14 protein-coding genes and 2 tRNA genes are annotated in these 15,180 nt (G+C 56.2%); 10 read left to right on the plus strand and 6 right to left on the minus strand.

The annotated features are described in order from the left end of the window. Window positions 1–12: 12 nt before the first annotated feature. From HMPREF2891_RS08905 to HMPREF2891_RS09985, 3 genes are all read right to left on the minus strand, one after another. The gene (locus HMPREF2891_RS08905) at window positions 13–930 is read right to left on the minus strand and encodes an Abi family protein (protein WP_070619514.1); all 918 of its coding nucleotides are present in this window, start codon (window positions 928–930) and stop codon (window positions 13–15) included. Between the two features lie 328 nt (window positions 931–1,258). Further along, window positions 1,259–1,411: a hypothetical protein gene (locus HMPREF2891_RS09715; protein WP_186822326.1), complete on the minus strand. Its 153-nt coding sequence runs from the start codon at window positions 1,409–1,411 to the stop codon at window positions 1,259–1,261. A 232-nt stretch (window positions 1,412–1,643) separates the two neighbouring features. Beyond that, window positions 1,644–3,404 carry a zinc-ribbon domain-containing protein gene (locus HMPREF2891_RS09985; RefSeq protein WP_083311329.1) on the minus strand — a complete coding sequence of 587 codons (1,761 nt, stop codon included), beginning with the start codon at window positions 3,402–3,404 and terminating at the stop codon, window positions 1,644–1,646. Between the two features lie 467 nt (window positions 3,405–3,871). Between HMPREF2891_RS09985 and HMPREF2891_RS08920 the strand changes: the two genes are divergently transcribed. Continuing rightward, the gene (locus tag HMPREF2891_RS08920) at window positions 3,872–5,317 is read left to right on the plus strand and encodes an ATP-binding protein (RefSeq protein WP_070665098.1); all 1,446 of its coding nucleotides are present in this window, start codon (window positions 3,872–3,874) and stop codon (window positions 5,315–5,317) included. Between the two features lie 236 nt (window positions 5,318–5,553). Then, the gene (locus tag HMPREF2891_RS08925; RefSeq protein ID WP_070665099.1) at window positions 5,554–5,820 is read left to right on the plus strand and encodes a hypothetical protein; all 267 of its coding nucleotides are present in this window, start codon (window positions 5,554–5,556) and stop codon (window positions 5,818–5,820) included. A gap of 339 nt (window positions 5,821–6,159) precedes the next feature. Here the strand turns inward: HMPREF2891_RS08925 and HMPREF2891_RS08930 are convergent. Next, window positions 6,160–6,247, minus strand: a tRNA-Ser gene (locus HMPREF2891_RS08930). A 125-nt stretch (window positions 6,248–6,372) separates the two neighbouring features. Between HMPREF2891_RS08930 and ybaK the strand changes: the two genes are divergently transcribed. From ybaK to trxA, 6 genes are all read left to right on the plus strand, one after another. Next, complete coding sequence (gene ybaK, locus HMPREF2891_RS08935; protein ID WP_083311348.1) at window positions 6,373–6,864, plus strand: Cys-tRNA(Pro) deacylase; 492 nt, start codon at window positions 6,373–6,375, stop codon at window positions 6,862–6,864. 67 nt (window positions 6,865–6,931) lie between these two features. Then, complete coding sequence (locus tag HMPREF2891_RS08940) at window positions 6,932–9,433, plus strand: DNA polymerase III subunit gamma and tau (RefSeq protein ID WP_070665101.1); 2,502 nt, start codon at window positions 6,932–6,934, stop codon at window positions 9,431–9,433. Between the two features lie 2 nt (window positions 9,434–9,435). Further along, window positions 9,436–10,035 carry a recombination mediator RecR gene (gene recR / locus HMPREF2891_RS08945; protein WP_070665102.1) on the plus strand — a complete coding sequence of 200 codons (600 nt, stop codon included), beginning with the start codon at window positions 9,436–9,438 and terminating at the stop codon, window positions 10,033–10,035. 147 nt (window positions 10,036–10,182) lie between these two features. Continuing rightward, a complete protein-coding gene (locus HMPREF2891_RS08950) occupies window positions 10,183–11,499 on the plus strand; it encodes an aspartate kinase (RefSeq protein WP_070665104.1) in 1,317 nt (438 codons plus the stop codon). Further along, a complete protein-coding gene (locus tag HMPREF2891_RS08955; RefSeq protein ID WP_070665106.1) occupies window positions 11,496–12,551 on the plus strand; it encodes an aspartate-semialdehyde dehydrogenase in 1,056 nt (351 codons plus the stop codon). Before HMPREF2891_RS08950 ends, HMPREF2891_RS08955 begins: the two co-directional genes overlap by 4 nt. 82 nt (window positions 12,552–12,633) lie before the next feature. Next, window positions 12,634–13,014 (plus strand): thioredoxin, encoded by a 381-nt coding sequence (gene trxA / locus HMPREF2891_RS08960; protein ID WP_070665108.1) that lies wholly within the window; start codon window positions 12,634–12,636, stop codon window positions 13,012–13,014. Window positions 13,015–13,104: 90 nt separating this feature from the next. Here the strand turns inward: trxA and HMPREF2891_RS08965 are convergent, their stop codons facing one another. Beyond that, window positions 13,105–13,848: a TetR/AcrR family transcriptional regulator gene (locus tag HMPREF2891_RS08965; RefSeq protein WP_070665121.1), complete on the minus strand. Its 744-nt coding sequence runs from the start codon at window positions 13,846–13,848 to the stop codon at window positions 13,105–13,107. A 61-nt stretch (window positions 13,849–13,909) separates the two neighbouring features. Here HMPREF2891_RS08965 and HMPREF2891_RS08970 point away from each other — a divergent pair, with 61 nt between their 5' ends. After that, window positions 13,910–14,365: a (deoxy)nucleoside triphosphate pyrophosphohydrolase gene (locus HMPREF2891_RS08970; protein WP_070665123.1), complete on the plus strand. Its 456-nt coding sequence runs from the start codon at window positions 13,910–13,912 to the stop codon at window positions 14,363–14,365. A 41-nt stretch (window positions 14,366–14,406) separates the two neighbouring features. Further along, a tRNA-Gly gene (locus HMPREF2891_RS08975) sits at window positions 14,407–14,480 on the plus strand. Window positions 14,481–14,905: 425 nt separating this feature from the next. On the opposite strand, the gene HMPREF2891_RS08980 is transcribed toward HMPREF2891_RS08975, so the two are convergent. Next, window positions 14,906–15,180, minus strand: a 275-nt coding sequence (locus tag HMPREF2891_RS08980) for a glycerol-3-phosphate dehydrogenase C-terminal domain-containing protein (RefSeq protein ID WP_315940661.1), incomplete at its 5' end; no start/stop codon positions are given.

Here is a 15,180-nt window from a genome sequence, read left to right on the forward strand (position 1 = left end):
CTACCGCAAGGATTAGACGCGCCAAAGAGGCAACTCGCGCCAGTTGTCAGGTGCGCCTATGCGAGAAAACGGCACGATGGGATTGTGCGGGTAAGTGTCGAACAGCTTCGGTAGTCGGTCGGCTGGAGACAAGTCCAGTTGGCGGTGCAAGTATTGGATAAGGGAGAGCTGCCCGAACACGCGATTCATCCCTCTAGCTACCGGAGCCAGCCTGACGTCATTGTTCAGCTTCGGTTTGATGTCGTAAACACGGTTGAACATTCTTGCATGATGAGCTGCATAATTACGCAGAATATTCAAGGATTTCATCCATGATTCAAGCTGAGGACCGGTTAGGCCGCAGGGCTCGGCAATCCGTTTGCGCACGATATTGGGTGACATGCCGTACAGGTACGACAGCATCCCCCAATCCATGATTTCGACAGCTGCCCAGATGGGTAGAGTCCCGCCATATTTGGATTTGTGGTGGGCGACGAAGTCCTCCTTCGACGCTTTCAATGCCGACTGGTACTTTCTCAACCACACCTCGTGCACGCTACGCCCGTCTTTGTTTCGCTGCCGTGCCCGGGCACTCAAACGCTGGGGATCCAAATAGATCAGCGGGTCAAGGCGACCCAGTTCGTGACCGAGCTTGGTTCGAATAGCCAACTCCACGCGATCAAGCTCGATGAACACGCTGTGGCGCAATTGTTCATCAAACCCATAGAGGGCTACCACCAGGTCAAACGATGCTCCCTCAACGAATTCATCTCGGGCAGTGCCGTTGCCTTGGGAGAAACGACGCATCGGGTACCAGTATCCGGACAAGCGGTAGTAGTTCAATCGCGCCAGCAACGTCTCAGCATGCTGGGGATCATTCACTCGCATCCCACGCTGACGAAGCAATTCGACCTGTTCACCGTAGGTCTTGAACTGCTTCACCTGCTCCACGCGCACCCCTGTTTGATACGAAAAACGAAGACCGGCCCTGGACTCCCACCGAGGCGGGCAGCGGAACCGGTCATGTTGGTTACAAGGTTACCCGGTTGATGGCGCCGAAGCAATAGCACGGGGCACGGAGCCATCGGTACATTCACACACCAGTGTGCCCTCTGACCCGCCCGGATTCGCCGGGCCTCGGGGACGTACGGGCGAGAGCATTCCTCACACCGTGTCCAGTTTCCGTGCCTGCCGTGACTGTCAGGTGAGAGCATGGCGCATCCCACGCCCGCGATTGTCTACCCGACTCTCAGACAAGGAGCCGATCATGGCTACCGCGCTACTTGCGTTCACCTACCACGAGTTCGACACGATCCGAACCCTCACCTCGGGCGGATAGATCCTGTTGTGCGGCAAGGACGTGGCTACCGCCCTCCGCTACGCCAATACGAAAGATGAACTGGCGCGTCACTGCAAGGGAATCGTCACTCACTACCACCTTGAGACGACTGGGCTCACGATCTTGAACTGCCAATCAAATACTTCAACCACGATTTTCAGGAGGTCACCCCGTGAATACTCCCTTTACCCTGCATGCCGCCACCCTCAGCGGCATGCAGGGCAACACAGCCCATTCCGCTGGTACACCCTCCTCAACCGCACAGAGGTCACTGAGAGGGCGACCTACTTTGTGTTTCGAGCTGGGCGGTCCCAGACTAATTCGCTCATTCCCTGACTAGATCAGCAATCCGTGCCACGTCACTATCTGGATCCTGGGCGGTCGTGTAGACGGTTACTTCGTGGTAGTTCGGATGCGAGATCTTCAATGACGACAGTGGTGCTTCTCTTAGACGAACGAGTATGAATCCCTCAGCTAGCAGATCCATGCTCTTGTTGTGGTCGATGTCGGCCTTGTCTCGGTGCCAGTAGCAGCCGTCATATTCGATGATGAGGCGTTTGCCTGAAGGAAGGCTGACCAAAATGTCAACGGTCCAAGATGAGTGCGTTTTGAAGTTCTTTGAATGGATTCGCGGCCCCGATTTAGCATTTCCCCAGTGCGCTAGAGCCGACGAATAGTATTCAAGCTCGATTTGTGATTTTCCGTTTTCGAGACATTCCGGGCATCGTGACCCGTTTACTCGTGTGCTTGGCATAGCACGCCAGACATGGCTTGCTTCGTTCCTGCAAACCCAAAGTGGGACTACTTCTAATTGCGTTGTGTTTGGTCGAATCATCCATGGAGATAATTGATTTTCCGGTGACCATTCCTCGGCCAGCTCCGGATAGTGATATGCCAGTGAGTCAAGGATCGTACGGCAGATCGGGCACCGCCATCTGTCGTACTTGTCGCGTTCACGTGGCGTGGCTTGAAACTCGTGCCCACAAACAGGGTCTTGCCACCAGACTGTACGACGAGACTCCGGTGAAATTTCTGCGAGTCGAAGGTTGCCGTTTTTCGTCGGGTGCCATTGACTGCTGATTTCGGGCGTCAAACGGCTTGACGATGGATCTGCATCCGCAGCTTTCGCGTTACCTTTGCGCGTCTCAATCGCCTTGCACGCAGAACAGCCACCGAAGAAGTAGCTGCGCGGGTCCCGGGTGTTGCGGTGCCCCGCCGGGCATCGAAATTTATAGCCGGGGCCCCAGTGGTTCTGGATTACTGGCACCGTATCCGGCGGGGTATCATCATCCCATGCCGATAAAAGTACAGGCACGTCCGCGATAGTCTTTCCAGTGAGCGCGGCAATCTCTCTTTCGTGAGCAGCTTGCCTAAGCGAGGCGCACTGGGGACAGGAGAAGTTCTTGTTTGTAACGTCAAGGATGCGAGCCTGAAATGAGTGCCCTTCAGGGCAGATCCACCATGCTTCCTGCCGCCCTTTTAGTTTCGCAGCGTTCCACAATGATTCTTCGTTGCGTTGATGATCCCACCAGCTAACTGCTCGATTGTCTGAGTTCTTCAACAGGTTTGCGCCTCGGGCTTTCTTAGTCCCTGCCGTAGCTGTTTTGGGGTTACGTCGGCAGGGACAACCCCAACCAATATCTTCGCTTCGCAGTGCTTTGATCCGTCCACAGGAGTTGCAGCGAGTGGCGTGCGGATCGTCTGCCAAACTGGGGTTCGTTAGAGGACCAAGATAGGTGTACCCATTCTCTTCAGCCTTCTTCCGGATAGCGGAAATACTCACCGGGTCATCGGTGATACCAGCCAGGGCACGTGCATTCTTTGCCCAAGCACGCCAGTAACACGCTCGGCAAACTGCCTCGCCAACATCAAGCCGATCAAGTACGTAGTCAAAGCGGTAGTGCGCTTCGAAGCCACATTGTATACACCTAGTAAGTAAGTAGGCAGATGACTTCGTGAAATCCTCGAGCAGGGTCAGGCCGCCTTCACCATAGATTTCGCGAAGATGAACGAGGCACCACGTCGGTTTGGTTCTCGTGACAAATGCTCCAGGACGGCTACACCCATCTACGTTGCAAGGCTTCATTGCTATATCTCACCTCATTCGGTTCCAACCGACGCTGGTTGAACCAATCAAGCGGCTAAATCGTATTTCACGCGCGTTTACATCCGGCGTGTCATGAAGGTTTCCATGACCTGGAGCTACCCGATCGCGTCGCGCAGTTTCGCATACTTTTTACGGCGCCTGCAGATCTCATCGAGTGAAAGTGTGGTGGCCACATCGCCTCCCTAATTGTCTAACGCAATATTAGCCGGGGCTACGGCCAATAATTTGGAAGTGGAGCGAGCCAGGTGCGTTCTAGCTCTGAAACTGCCTTTTCGCTCATATCGACTGTTAACGTTGTGCTTGCCTGCTGACTCGTAGTAGACGCGCTAAAACCGTGCTATTCCAACCTTCGCGCGCGATTTCAAGAACTTCCCACAAGCTTCCCACTCAACTTCCCAAAGTGGTATGTTAAGCGGGAAGTTAAGTGGGAAGTTAGTGAGCACTCGATGGACACCGAACGCTTAGAGCCAATCATCCACACATTGCGCCTGATCGGAACAGACAAGCAACCGATCGAAGTCAAGAGCAATGTTGGAAAATCAATTCGCGAAACACTCAGCGCATTCGCGAACGCCAACGGAGGCCTCATTATCGTCGGGCTAGATGAAGCAAACGGCTTCCTGCCCGTGGACGGCTTCGATGCAGCAAAAGCTCGGGACGCACTAGAAACTCGATGCGCCCAAACCACGCCCCCTGTACGCCCCCTCATCGACACAGTTCCCTTTGAGAACTCGTTGGTTGTTGTAGCGGAAATCAATGAAATGACTTCCGAAGATAAACCCTGCTACGTAACTGACCAGGGAAAATATGGCGGCAGCTACATTCGGGTTAGTGACGGCGACATCCGCCTCACACAATACGAAGTCGACCGCCTCATTGAGGAGCGGGCCCAACCCAAATGGGACGAACAGCCGGTAACAGAAGCACAACTTGAAGACCTGCATTCAGACACCGTGAATGCCTACATGACTGTTCAACGCAAACGTCGCCCCAAAACCTTTAATGACGGCACCGAAACCGCGATGAAACGTCTACGCATCCTCAAGGACGGACACCCAACCCTGGCGTCCTTGCTTGTCATGGGTGAGTATCCGCAAGAATTTTATCCGCGCCTCACCGTGACATTTGCGAGCTTCCCGGGTACAACGAAGGGCTCTGTCACTGAAGGAGTTCGGCTCCTAGACAGTAAAACCCTCACCGGAACCATTCCAGAGCTCGTTGATGAAGGAATCGAAGTAGTCAAAAACAACATGCGCACTGCCGCTCTCATTGGCGAAAAGTACCGCTCAGATTTGCCGGACTATCCTCCTGTCGCAGTGCGCGAAGCGCTCGTAAACGCCCTCATGCATCGCGATTACTCGCCGCACGCGCAAGGCAGCCAAGTGCAAATAAACATGTTCGTTGACCGCCTCGAAATCACAAGCCCGGGAGGTCTGTATGGAGGCGTTACCGTACGAAACCTAGGAAAGCCAGGCGTGAGTTCAACCAGAAACCAACGCCTATCTTCTTTTCTTGAAGACGTGAAGTTTCACGCCGATGGGGGAGCGGAAGGTGTTGTGGCTGAAAATAGGGGCACGGGCATCGCGGTCATTCAACGCTCGCTCGCCGATGCCCTAATGCCGCCACCTGAGTACATCAACCGGCTAGACAGCTTTACCATTATTATCCGCCGGCGAAGAGTGGCCGAGAAAGAACGCTATGCAAGCGCCTTTGACCAAGTACTTACCGCATTAAAAGGGCAGGCGTCTGCCTCCACAACTGAACTCGTCAAGAGTACAAAACTGAGCCGCACAGCAGTGCAAAATGCAGTGAACGAGCTTATTGCCGAAGGTGTCGTCGAGCGCACTGAGCCGCTGAGAAGTCCTCGGCAACGCTACCGCATCAAGACGTAGCCACGCACCAGAAGCCCCGGCGCTGTCGAACTTCCCACAAGCTTCCCACTCAACTTCCCAAAGTGTTATGTTGAGTGGGAAGTTAAGTGGGAAGCCGGAAAATGCGTCCCGGTTAGAGTTGTCTCACCTCGCTGAGCGTTCGAAACCTCCGGCTAAATGAGAACCAACAAAAAGACGCATACAACAAAGACGCGAATCACGTCTGCGTTTCCAGTGGCGAAAATATAGTAGGCGGTATGTGCAAGATTTATGAGCAGTTGGCTAAGGGTTTGTTCCCAATTGCGGCGCAAGTTCGAGATGATGGTGAGGCGGATTTAGAAGAACTTGAGTACCTCTACAAACATGATCCGGCCGCTGCAATAACATCGGCTTCAGACACTCTTATCAACCATGATGTGAAGTTGCCAGACCACCTATATGAACTGTTCAAACAGGTCGGTCAGCCTGGCGATTATTTAGATGAAGACTTTGCTGATCTTGAAGAGATTTACCTGCGTAAATAGTTAAACTCGTCCCTGTTGGGGGTGGGCTGATTAGTTTTGTCCTCTGGTTGGTCCCGCTACCTTACTTCTTCTTTCGCTTTGGCTTTCTAGCCTTTTGGGCTTTACTTACCGCTGTGATCAGTTCGGCTGTGGCTTTGATTACCGCGGCGGTTCTGACGCCGTCTTTGGCCATGTCGCCCGTCTAGTTTGAGGTTCTGTATGTTCTGTCCAGGTTCTATTAAATGAACATTATTGTCATTAAATGTCATGTGTTGTCATGTTGTGGAGGGCTTAAAAACCCCGATAATTCAGCGTAAATACAAGAAAAATCCCGGCAACTCAATGAGCTACCGGGGTAGATGGCGGAGGATGGGGGATTCGAACCCCCGAGGGCTTGCACCCAACCCGCTTTCCAAGCGAGCGCACTAGGCCACTATGCGAATCCTCCTGTGGGTTTCCACGCGTGAGCGCGGTAACGCTTCGATAGTCTACCGAATGACGGGCGCATTAGTCGAGTTAGCATGAGTGTGACACCTGTCAGATAGGCAACATTTGGGCGTTCAGGATGGGGGCGTGGTGGATCAGTCGGTTTCTACTCCAGCGGTCGCGTACTTGTTGGAGGCAGGAGTCCCGTTCTCGCAGCTAACCTATGAGCATTCCAGCGAGTTTGACCACGGGTTCGGTGTTGAGGCTGCACAAAAGCTCGGTTTTGATCCTGCGGAGGTGTTCAAAACCCTCCTCGTTGACGCTGATGGCGAAGTCGTGTGCGTAGTTGTGCCGGTGGATCACCGCATGTCTCTCAAGAAAGTGGCGCGAGCGGCGGGCGCTAAGAAGGCGCAGATGCTTCCTCCCGAAGTAGCGCAGCGCCGCACGGGCTATGTTGTGGGCGGGATTTCTCCGTTTGGGCAAAAGCAGCAGGCGCCCGTCATCATTGATCAAAGCTGTTTGAATCAAGACTCAATTGTTGTGTCTGGAGGCCGGCGCGGTTTCTCCCTTCGCATGGACGTGCTGGATTTTGTAGAAGCCGCGAACGCGCTGGTGGAGGACGTGGTTGCGGCCTCATAAACGAGCGATTCTGCCCCGTTTGTTCTCCTTCAAAACTTTTGTCCGTGCTTAACGATAGAGTTCACTTGTGACCATAGCTTTGTATCGCCGCTACCGACCCGACACGTTCGATGACGTGATCGGGCAAGACCACGTGACCGAACCCCTGAAGGCAGCGCTTCGGTCTAATCGAATCACGCACGCCTACTTGTTCTCCGGGCCGCGAGGATGTGGCAAAACCACGTCCGCTCGTATCCTCGCGCGTTGCCTGAACTGCGCGGAAGGCCCCACGGACACGCCCTGCGGCAAATGTGAGTCTTGCGTGGAGCTTGCCAGCGGCGGCACCGGCTCTTTGGATGTTGTTGAGATTGACGCGGCCTCGCACAACGGTGTGGATGATGCCCGTGAGCTACGTGAACGCGCTTCTTTCGCGCCCGTTCGAGACCGCTACAAGGTGTTCATCCTTGACGAGGCCCACATGGTCACAACCCAAGGCTTCAACGCGCTACTAAAACTGGTGGAAGAACCACCCGAGCACGTGAAGTTCATCTTCGCCACAACCGAGCCGGAGCGCGTGATCGGCACAATTCGTTCCCGCACGCACCACTACCCGTTCCGCCTAGTGCCCGGTGACGTCCTGCTCCCGTATTTGGCAAACCTCTGCGAGTCTGAAGGCATTGAGGTTGGTGAGGGCGTGCTACCCCTCGTTATTCGCGCGGGCGGCGGCTCGGTTCGCGATTCCCTTTCGGTGCTTGACCAGCTGATGGCTGGAAGCATTGACTCGAAGATCCCGTATGACCTCGCTGTCGCTCTGCTTGGATACACGGACACGAATCTGCTTGACACCGCGGTTGAACAGCTTGCCAAGCGCGACGGGGCGGGCCTGTTCGCAACGATTGAACAAATGGTTGAATCCGGCCATGATCCGCGCCGGTTTGTGGAGGACTTCCTGCAACGCCTCCGCGATCTACTGATCATCGCGGTAGCGGGCGAGCAAGCCAAAGACATTTTGGGCCAACTTCCCGCGGAACAACGCGAACGCATGTTTACGCAAGCAAAACAGTGGGGCGCCCCCGCGCTTTCGATGGCCGCAGACCTAACCGATGAGGCGCTTCGCTCCATGGTTGGTGCCACCTCACCCAGGTTGCAACTAGAGCTGATGATTGGCCGCATTCTCGTTGAGCTAAGCGGCGCCCGAGTCCGCCCCAGTAGTGGCGAGGCCGAGGCTGGCTCGGCAGGTCACTCAGCCGCGCCCTCGTTCGGTGGCAGCAGTGGCTTTAATGGGCCTGCGCAAGATGGGCCGCAAATCCTAGGCGAGGACGGCAAGCCACTGACCGGAGCCGCGCTTGCGCGCGAACAGCTAAGGCGCTCGCGGGCACAGGAACAGGTGAACAAGCCCGCCCAAGCCGCCACTGGCGCAAATGAGGCTGCGCATCAGCAAACCTGGGCAGGTGCCCCGCAAACAGAAACCAGGCCCGAGCCAGCTACGCAGGCCCAGAAACCTGCACACGCCTCGCAGGCGCAGGCCCCGCAACGGCCAGAACCCGCCCCAACCTCGCAATCTGCGCCATCGGCGGAGTCTAAGCCCGAGTCTCAGCCGCAGTCGAAGCCTGAAACGGCACCTGCCGAGCAGAAGCAAGCCGGGTCCTCGCCCGCTCCGGGCAACGTGACCGCAAACCTGCACGGCAAGTGGGACCAGTTTGTAGAAGCCGTGCGCGTAATCATGCCTTCCTCGGCCTTCCTTATTGGGGAGCACGCCAAACTAATCTCAGAAGACTCCTCAACCGTTATTCTCAGGTTCGCCAACCAAGGGCTTGCGAACGTGTTCCTCAACCGACACCAAGACACCGCGCTAAAAGCCATCCAAGTAATAACCGGAGTATCAAAAACCATCCAAGTTCAAGTGGGTGGCCAACCGGCGCCTTCTGCTCCCACGCCGCCGCCACACGGTAACCAGGAATCCGGTAACGGCGATGGCCCCCAGAGTCCACAGCGCCGCAATCAAACAAGTAGCCGGCAGGGGTTCAACCAGGCAAATAATGGGCGCGAACACGTGGCAAACCGCACTGCGCAAGACGAATCAGCGCCAGATGACAACGAGGGTACGGCGTGGCCCACGGTCCGCGCAGTACCCAACGCCCAGCCGCGCACTCCAGAACAGCAGGCCGCCACGGCAAGTCCGAATGCTGACGGCCAACTAAACAGCCAGGCTCGTGAACAGAGCGCGCCCGCTGAACAGGTCCGGTCCAGCGCTGCAGAGCCTGACCAGCCTCCGCGCCCACACGTCCTCGCAGAACTGTCGCAGCAGAGCGCGCGCTCGCAGGAGACCGCTGGCCCTCAAGAGTCCTCGCATCCACAGGAATCCTCGCGTCCGCACAGCCCAACAGCTGCACACCCACAAGTCGCCCCCGAACCGTCACGAGAAACCGAGCCAGCCTCGCTACCCGAAGAGTCGGAGTACGACTTCGACACTGGCGGGGCTAATATGGACGACGCCGACGCTGAAAACTCAAACCTCGTGGGACTCCCACTGGTTGAAAAAATGTTCGGCGCAACAATCATCGAAGACACGAGTGAAGGAAACAAATAGCCTTGTACGAAGGTGCAGTCCAAGACCTCATCGATGAACTCGGGGCGCTCCCCGGCATCGGCCCAAAATCTGCGCAACGCATCGCGTTCCACATTCTTGGAACCGACCGTGAAGACGTAATGCGCCTGGCACGCGCGCTCCAAGTAGTTAAAGAAAAAGTCCGATTTTGCACCATCTGCGGCAACATCGCAGAAGAAGAAACGTGCAACATCTGCCGCGACGCGCGCCGCGACCAAACCATCATCTGTGTAGTTGAAGAAGCCAAAGACGTTGAAGTAATCGAACGCACCGGCTCTTACCGCGGTCTCTACCACGTGCTCGGCGGCGCTATCGACCCGATCCGTGGCATCGGGCCCGACCAGCTTCGCATCCGCGGCCTCATGAGCCGCCTATCATCCAACCAAATCAACGAAATCATCATCGCCACCGACCCCAACATTGAAGGCGAAGCCACCGCAACCTACGTAGCCAGAATGCTAGACACCATGGGAGTGCCCGCATCACGCCTCGCCCTGGGCCTACCAGTTGGCGGAGACCTCGAATACGCAGACGAAGTCACCCTGGGCCGCGCTTTCGAAGGCCGCCGCACCATCGGAAGCTAACCAAAACCCCCTCTAGAAGCGTAAAAAAGGTCACAATTTTGGCCAAAATGTTCGCAAGGTGGATCCAACAAACACGCTTCCCACTACCGCGCCTACACTGATCACAACATCAGTGGCAATGCCACCCACAACATAGAAGAGGTCGACGTGGCGCTAATAGTGCAAAAATACGGCGGGTCATCCGTATCAGACGCGGAAGCAATGAAACGCGTTGCCAAACGTATTTGCGACACCCACCATGCGGGCCACAAACTCGTAGTGGTCGTATCCGCAATGGGAGACACAACTGACGACCTACTCGACCTGGCCGGCCAACTAACCGAAGAGGCCCCCCAGCGCGAAATGGACATGCTCCTATCCGCAGGCGAACGTATCTCAATGTCGCTGCTCGCCATGGCCATCAACCAAATGGGTGTGCCCGCAGTGTCATACACGGGAGCGCAGGCAGGCGTCCTCACCGACAGCCACTTTGGAAAGGCCCAAATCACAGGCATGGTGCCAGAACGCGTTGCCCGTTCCATTCGCGAGGGCCAGGTGGCCATCGTTGCTGGATTCCAAGGCGTGTCCTCCGATGATGACGTCACCACGCTCGGACGCGGCGGCTCCGACACCACGGCAGTTGCCCTCGCGGCCGCCCTCCACGCCGATGTTTGCGAAATCTACACGGACGTTGACGGCCTTTACACCGCAGACCCGCGCATCGTGCCCACCGCAAGACGCGTGCGCAGGCTCCGTCAAGAAGAAACTCTAGAGCTTGCGGCCCACGGCGCTAAGATCCTGCACCTTCGCGCGGTCGAGTTTGCGCGCAGGTATAACGTACCCCTTCACGTGCGCTCCTCGTTTTCCAATAAGGACGGAACGTGGATCGCGAACTCTGACGCGCACCCCGAACTTGTTGGCCTCGTGCCAGATGCAGCCCTAAAAACCCTAGAGGAGGATCAAGTGGAAGCTCCCGTTATTTCCGGAATCGCGCATGACCGCAGCCAAGATAAGATCACGATCGTTGGAATCGCGGACGCGCCCGGCATGGCGGCGCGCCTGTTCCAAATCGTTGCGGCAGCCGGTGCGAATATCGACATGATCGTGCAGAACATTCCCACGTCGGGCACGGGCCGGGCGAATATTTCGTTCACGCTTCCCGGAGATGACGCCGAGCGCACTATCGCCGCGATCGAGGCGGCCAAAGATGAGCTGGACTACCAGGATCTGCGTTACAGCCCCGGCGTTGGCATCCTTTCGCTCGTGGGTGCGGGAATGAGGACCAATCCGGGTGTTTCCGCCAAACTGTTCGGCTCCCTGTCAGACGCGGGGATCAACATTGACATGATTACGACGTCCGAGATCCGCATCTCGGTTGTTACCAAACTTGAAGACTTGGATCGGGCTGTGCGCGCCGTGCACTCGGCGTTTGGCCTTGATTCCACTGAATCTGAAGCCGTTGTTTATGGAGGTACGGGACGATGAAAGAACTAACTCTCGCTGTTGTTGGCGCCACCGGCCAGGTGGGCCACGTGATGCGCCAGATCCTAACCGAACGCGATTTCCCGGCCACAAAGGTGCGTTTCTTCTCCTCGTCGCGCTCGGCGGGCACAAAACTCCAGTACTGCGGTGAAGAAATCGTGGTCGAGGACGTCGCTACCGCTGATTACTCCGGCATCGACATCGCGATTTTCTCTGCTGGGGGAGCCGCTTCGCGCGAGTACGCACCAAAGTTCGCCGAGGCCGGCGCAGTGGTCGTAGACAACTCGTCCGCGTGGCGTAAGAACCCGGATGTGCCGCTGGTGGTCAGCGAGGTCAACCCGCAGGCTATGAAGTCGCGCCCTCTGGGCATTATTGCGAATCCGAACTGCACGACGATGGCGGCAATGCCTTCGCTGAAAGTTCTTCACGAAGAGGCCGGTTTGAAGCGCCTCATGGCGTCCTCCTACCAGGCCGTATCAGGTTCGGGTCTGGCGGGCGTGCGTGAGCTCATCGACCAGGTTGAGGCTGGCGTGAAGCAGGATTTGCAGGCGCTCACCACTGACGGCAAGGCAGTTAAGTTGCCCGAACCAAAAACGTACGTGGCGCCTATCGCGTTCAATGTGGTGCCACTAGCAGGTGGCCTCGTTGATGATGGTTCTTTGGAAACGGATGAGGAGCAAAAGCTTCGCGACGAATCGCGCAAGATTCTAGGCATTCCAACGCTTGCGGCCTCCGCAACTTGTGTGCGCGTGCCGGTGTTTACGGGCCACACGCTAACGGTTCACGCCGAGTTTGAAAAGCCGATCAGCGTAGAGCGTGCTAAGGAACTTTTGCAGGAGGCTCCTGGCGTCCAGCTTGTGGATGTACCTACTCCGCTGGCGGCCGCTGGCATGGATGGAACGCTGGTGGGCAGGATCCGCCAGGATCAGGCAGTTCCGGATGGGCGCGGCCTGGTGTTTGTGGTTGCGGGTGACAATCTGCGAAAGGGCGCCGCGCTTAATGCGGTGCAGGTTGCGGAGCTTGTTGCCAAGGAGCTTTCCGGCTCGGTTGCCTAGATCACTCACTGCTACGGAATACATTCGTAGCGCTTGTGGTTTAGGGTGTTAGCAACGCAAATAACTTTTGGAGGGTTACCTAATGGCAACTGTTGATGTGGACTTCGAGAAGTTCGGTAAGACCATTGAGGAAAACGATATTGTCCTAGTGGACTTCTGGGCAGCGTGGTGCGGTCCGTGCCGCATGTTCGGTCCGATCTACGAGGAGGCTTCGAACCGTCACGAAGACGTAGTTTTCGCGAAGGTTGATACGGAGGCCGAGCAACAGCTGGCCGTTGCCGCGCAGATCCAGTCGATTCCAACTCTGATGGCGTTCCGCGAGGGCATCGCGGTGTTCCGCCACTCTGGCGTGCTACAAGGCGAGGCCCTGGATGACATTATCCGTCAGATTAAGGAGCTGGATATGGACGAGGTCCGCAAGCAGATCCAGCAGGCTGATGGTGAAGGCACGGAAGGCAACTAACGCCAAAGTGTGAAAGGTTCAGGCACGCGATATGCGTGCCTGAACCTTTTTACGTGCCCGAACCCTTTTGTAGTGTCTGTGAGCGCGGGGTTAGCGCGCGGTTTTGTAATGCATGGCTCCGGTCACGGGGCAACGAGCCTGCGCGCTCTGTTTGGCAAGGTCAAGCTGGTTGGCATCGTCGTCGCGATTGTTGAGGATGGAGAAGTTGAACCTCAAGTTCGCGACAGCTGGATCAATGTGGTTGATATCGGATTCGGCTGCCCCGAGGCCTCGCAAAATGAATGCCTCAGTGCAGGCCATGACGTTGCTACGCTCTTGCGGATTGGCGGGCAGGTCAATGTTGGACAGGCAGGAGAGCACCAGGCGAACCGTGCTAGCGTCCGGGGTTTGAGTGATTTTGCCGGCCTCGTATGCGCCGTTCAAAAGCTGGTAGATGATGTGCTGAATTGTGCGGGCGTGTTGTTTGAGTTGCTGTTGTGGAACCGCCGAAGTGATGCGTAGCGGATAGCTGAAGTGGTTTTGGTTTCGAAGCTCTAGCTGGGCACGGATGTAGACGCGCAGCTGCTGAATCGGATCATCGATGATGCTGAGAGTTTCGCCGAGCGTCCTGGTGAAGCGCTTTGTGCTCTCAAGGGTGAGCGCCACCAGCAGGCTTTCTTTGTCTTCGTAGTGGTTGTAAAAAACGGTTCGGCCGATGCCTGCGCGCCTCGAGATTTGGGCGATCGAGATTTGCTCGAAGGAGTATTCGCGCATGAGCGATGCGAGCGCGGCAAATAGGGCATCGCGGGTATTTTCGCGGTGTTCGGCAAGGTTTGTCCCAGAGATTTTCGGCATAGATGTATTGTGACATTTTTCCCGTAAGTGTCGCAAAATCGTTTTGGGTAGACTCGAGGGCGTGAAGAAACTTGTAGTGGCAGCAGCTTTCATGCGCGGTGAAGGTGCAAAAGCGCAGGTGTTCGCGGCCGCGCGGGCGTATCCTCAAGAGCTTCGCGGCTTGTATGAGCTGCCGGGCGGCAAGGTCGAACCGGAGGAGCGGCCCAGCGATGCCCTCGTTCGTGAAATCCGCGAGGAGCTAGGGTGCGACATCGAGCTTGGCCAACCGGTTTTGTCAAAGGACGAGGACGGAGCATGGCCGGTGCTGGGCGGACGGCGAATGCTGGTGTGGCTGGCTCGCCCGATTGGATCCCCGCAGGTGGGTGACGGTCACTTGGAGGCACGATGGGTGGCTGCCAGCGACCTGCATGAGATCACGTGGATAGAGCCGGATGTGCCGATTGTGGAGGCCGCTTTCAAACTGTATGCGCACGGGCTAGATAGTTTTGGCGCGTGCGAGGGACCGGCTATATACTGATCGGGCAACTAGACGCCAGATATGCCTGGTTTCTGGTGCTTGCGGGTGTAGTTCAATGGTAGAACATCAGCTTCCCAAGCTGAGAACGCGGGTTCGATTCCCGTCACCCGCTCCAACATGACGTCGAAAATGATAAGTAGGCGTTTGCGTTAGTGCGTACGCCCCAAGGGGGTCAAGAAAATCGCTTGCGTTAGCGGATTTGGGTTTTCCGTTACCTAGTATCCTGTTTTCCCTGTTCAGGTAGGGTGTCGGGGTTCAACTCGCTAACGGAGATGAAAAATGCGCCTCTGTGACCCGGCGTTAACGGTGGATCAGTGGTGTTGGTTCTAGGTTAGTAAACTTAGAATGATATTGTCTTATTTTCGGGCATTAGCCCGAATACCGCGTTATCGAAAGTGCTTTTAAAGCAAGCGCCTAAAACTGAATTTTGCTCTGTTGCCAGAGAGGGCCTATTGGCATCCTAAGTACGTCTAAGGCCTTGGAGTACACGCCTCCAAGGCCTTAGAGTCAGCGATTTAAAGGGCAAAAATCCCCACGGCTTTAACCGTCAATTTGCGGAGCCACATCAACAAATTCGGTTATAGGCACCGCCTGCTCACGTACCTTTTGAGCTTCGGCTTCGCTAACTATACCCTCCGCCTTTTCTTCGGCATCACACCGTGCCTTGTAGTTTTCTATCTCATGCGCCTTGGCCGCCTCGTCCCAGCCAAGAATATCCGCAGCTATTTTCGCAACCTCGTCAATAGCAGCCAATCCGCGATTCCGATGCTCGTAACAGAGTCTGGTGCGGCGCGCCAGTAAGTCTTCCACATGCA

This window comes from Actinomyces sp. HMSC065F11 (assembly GCF_001813085.1).
Classification (GTDB): Bacteria; Actinomycetota; Actinomycetes; order Actinomycetales; family Actinomycetaceae; genus Gleimia; species Gleimia europaea.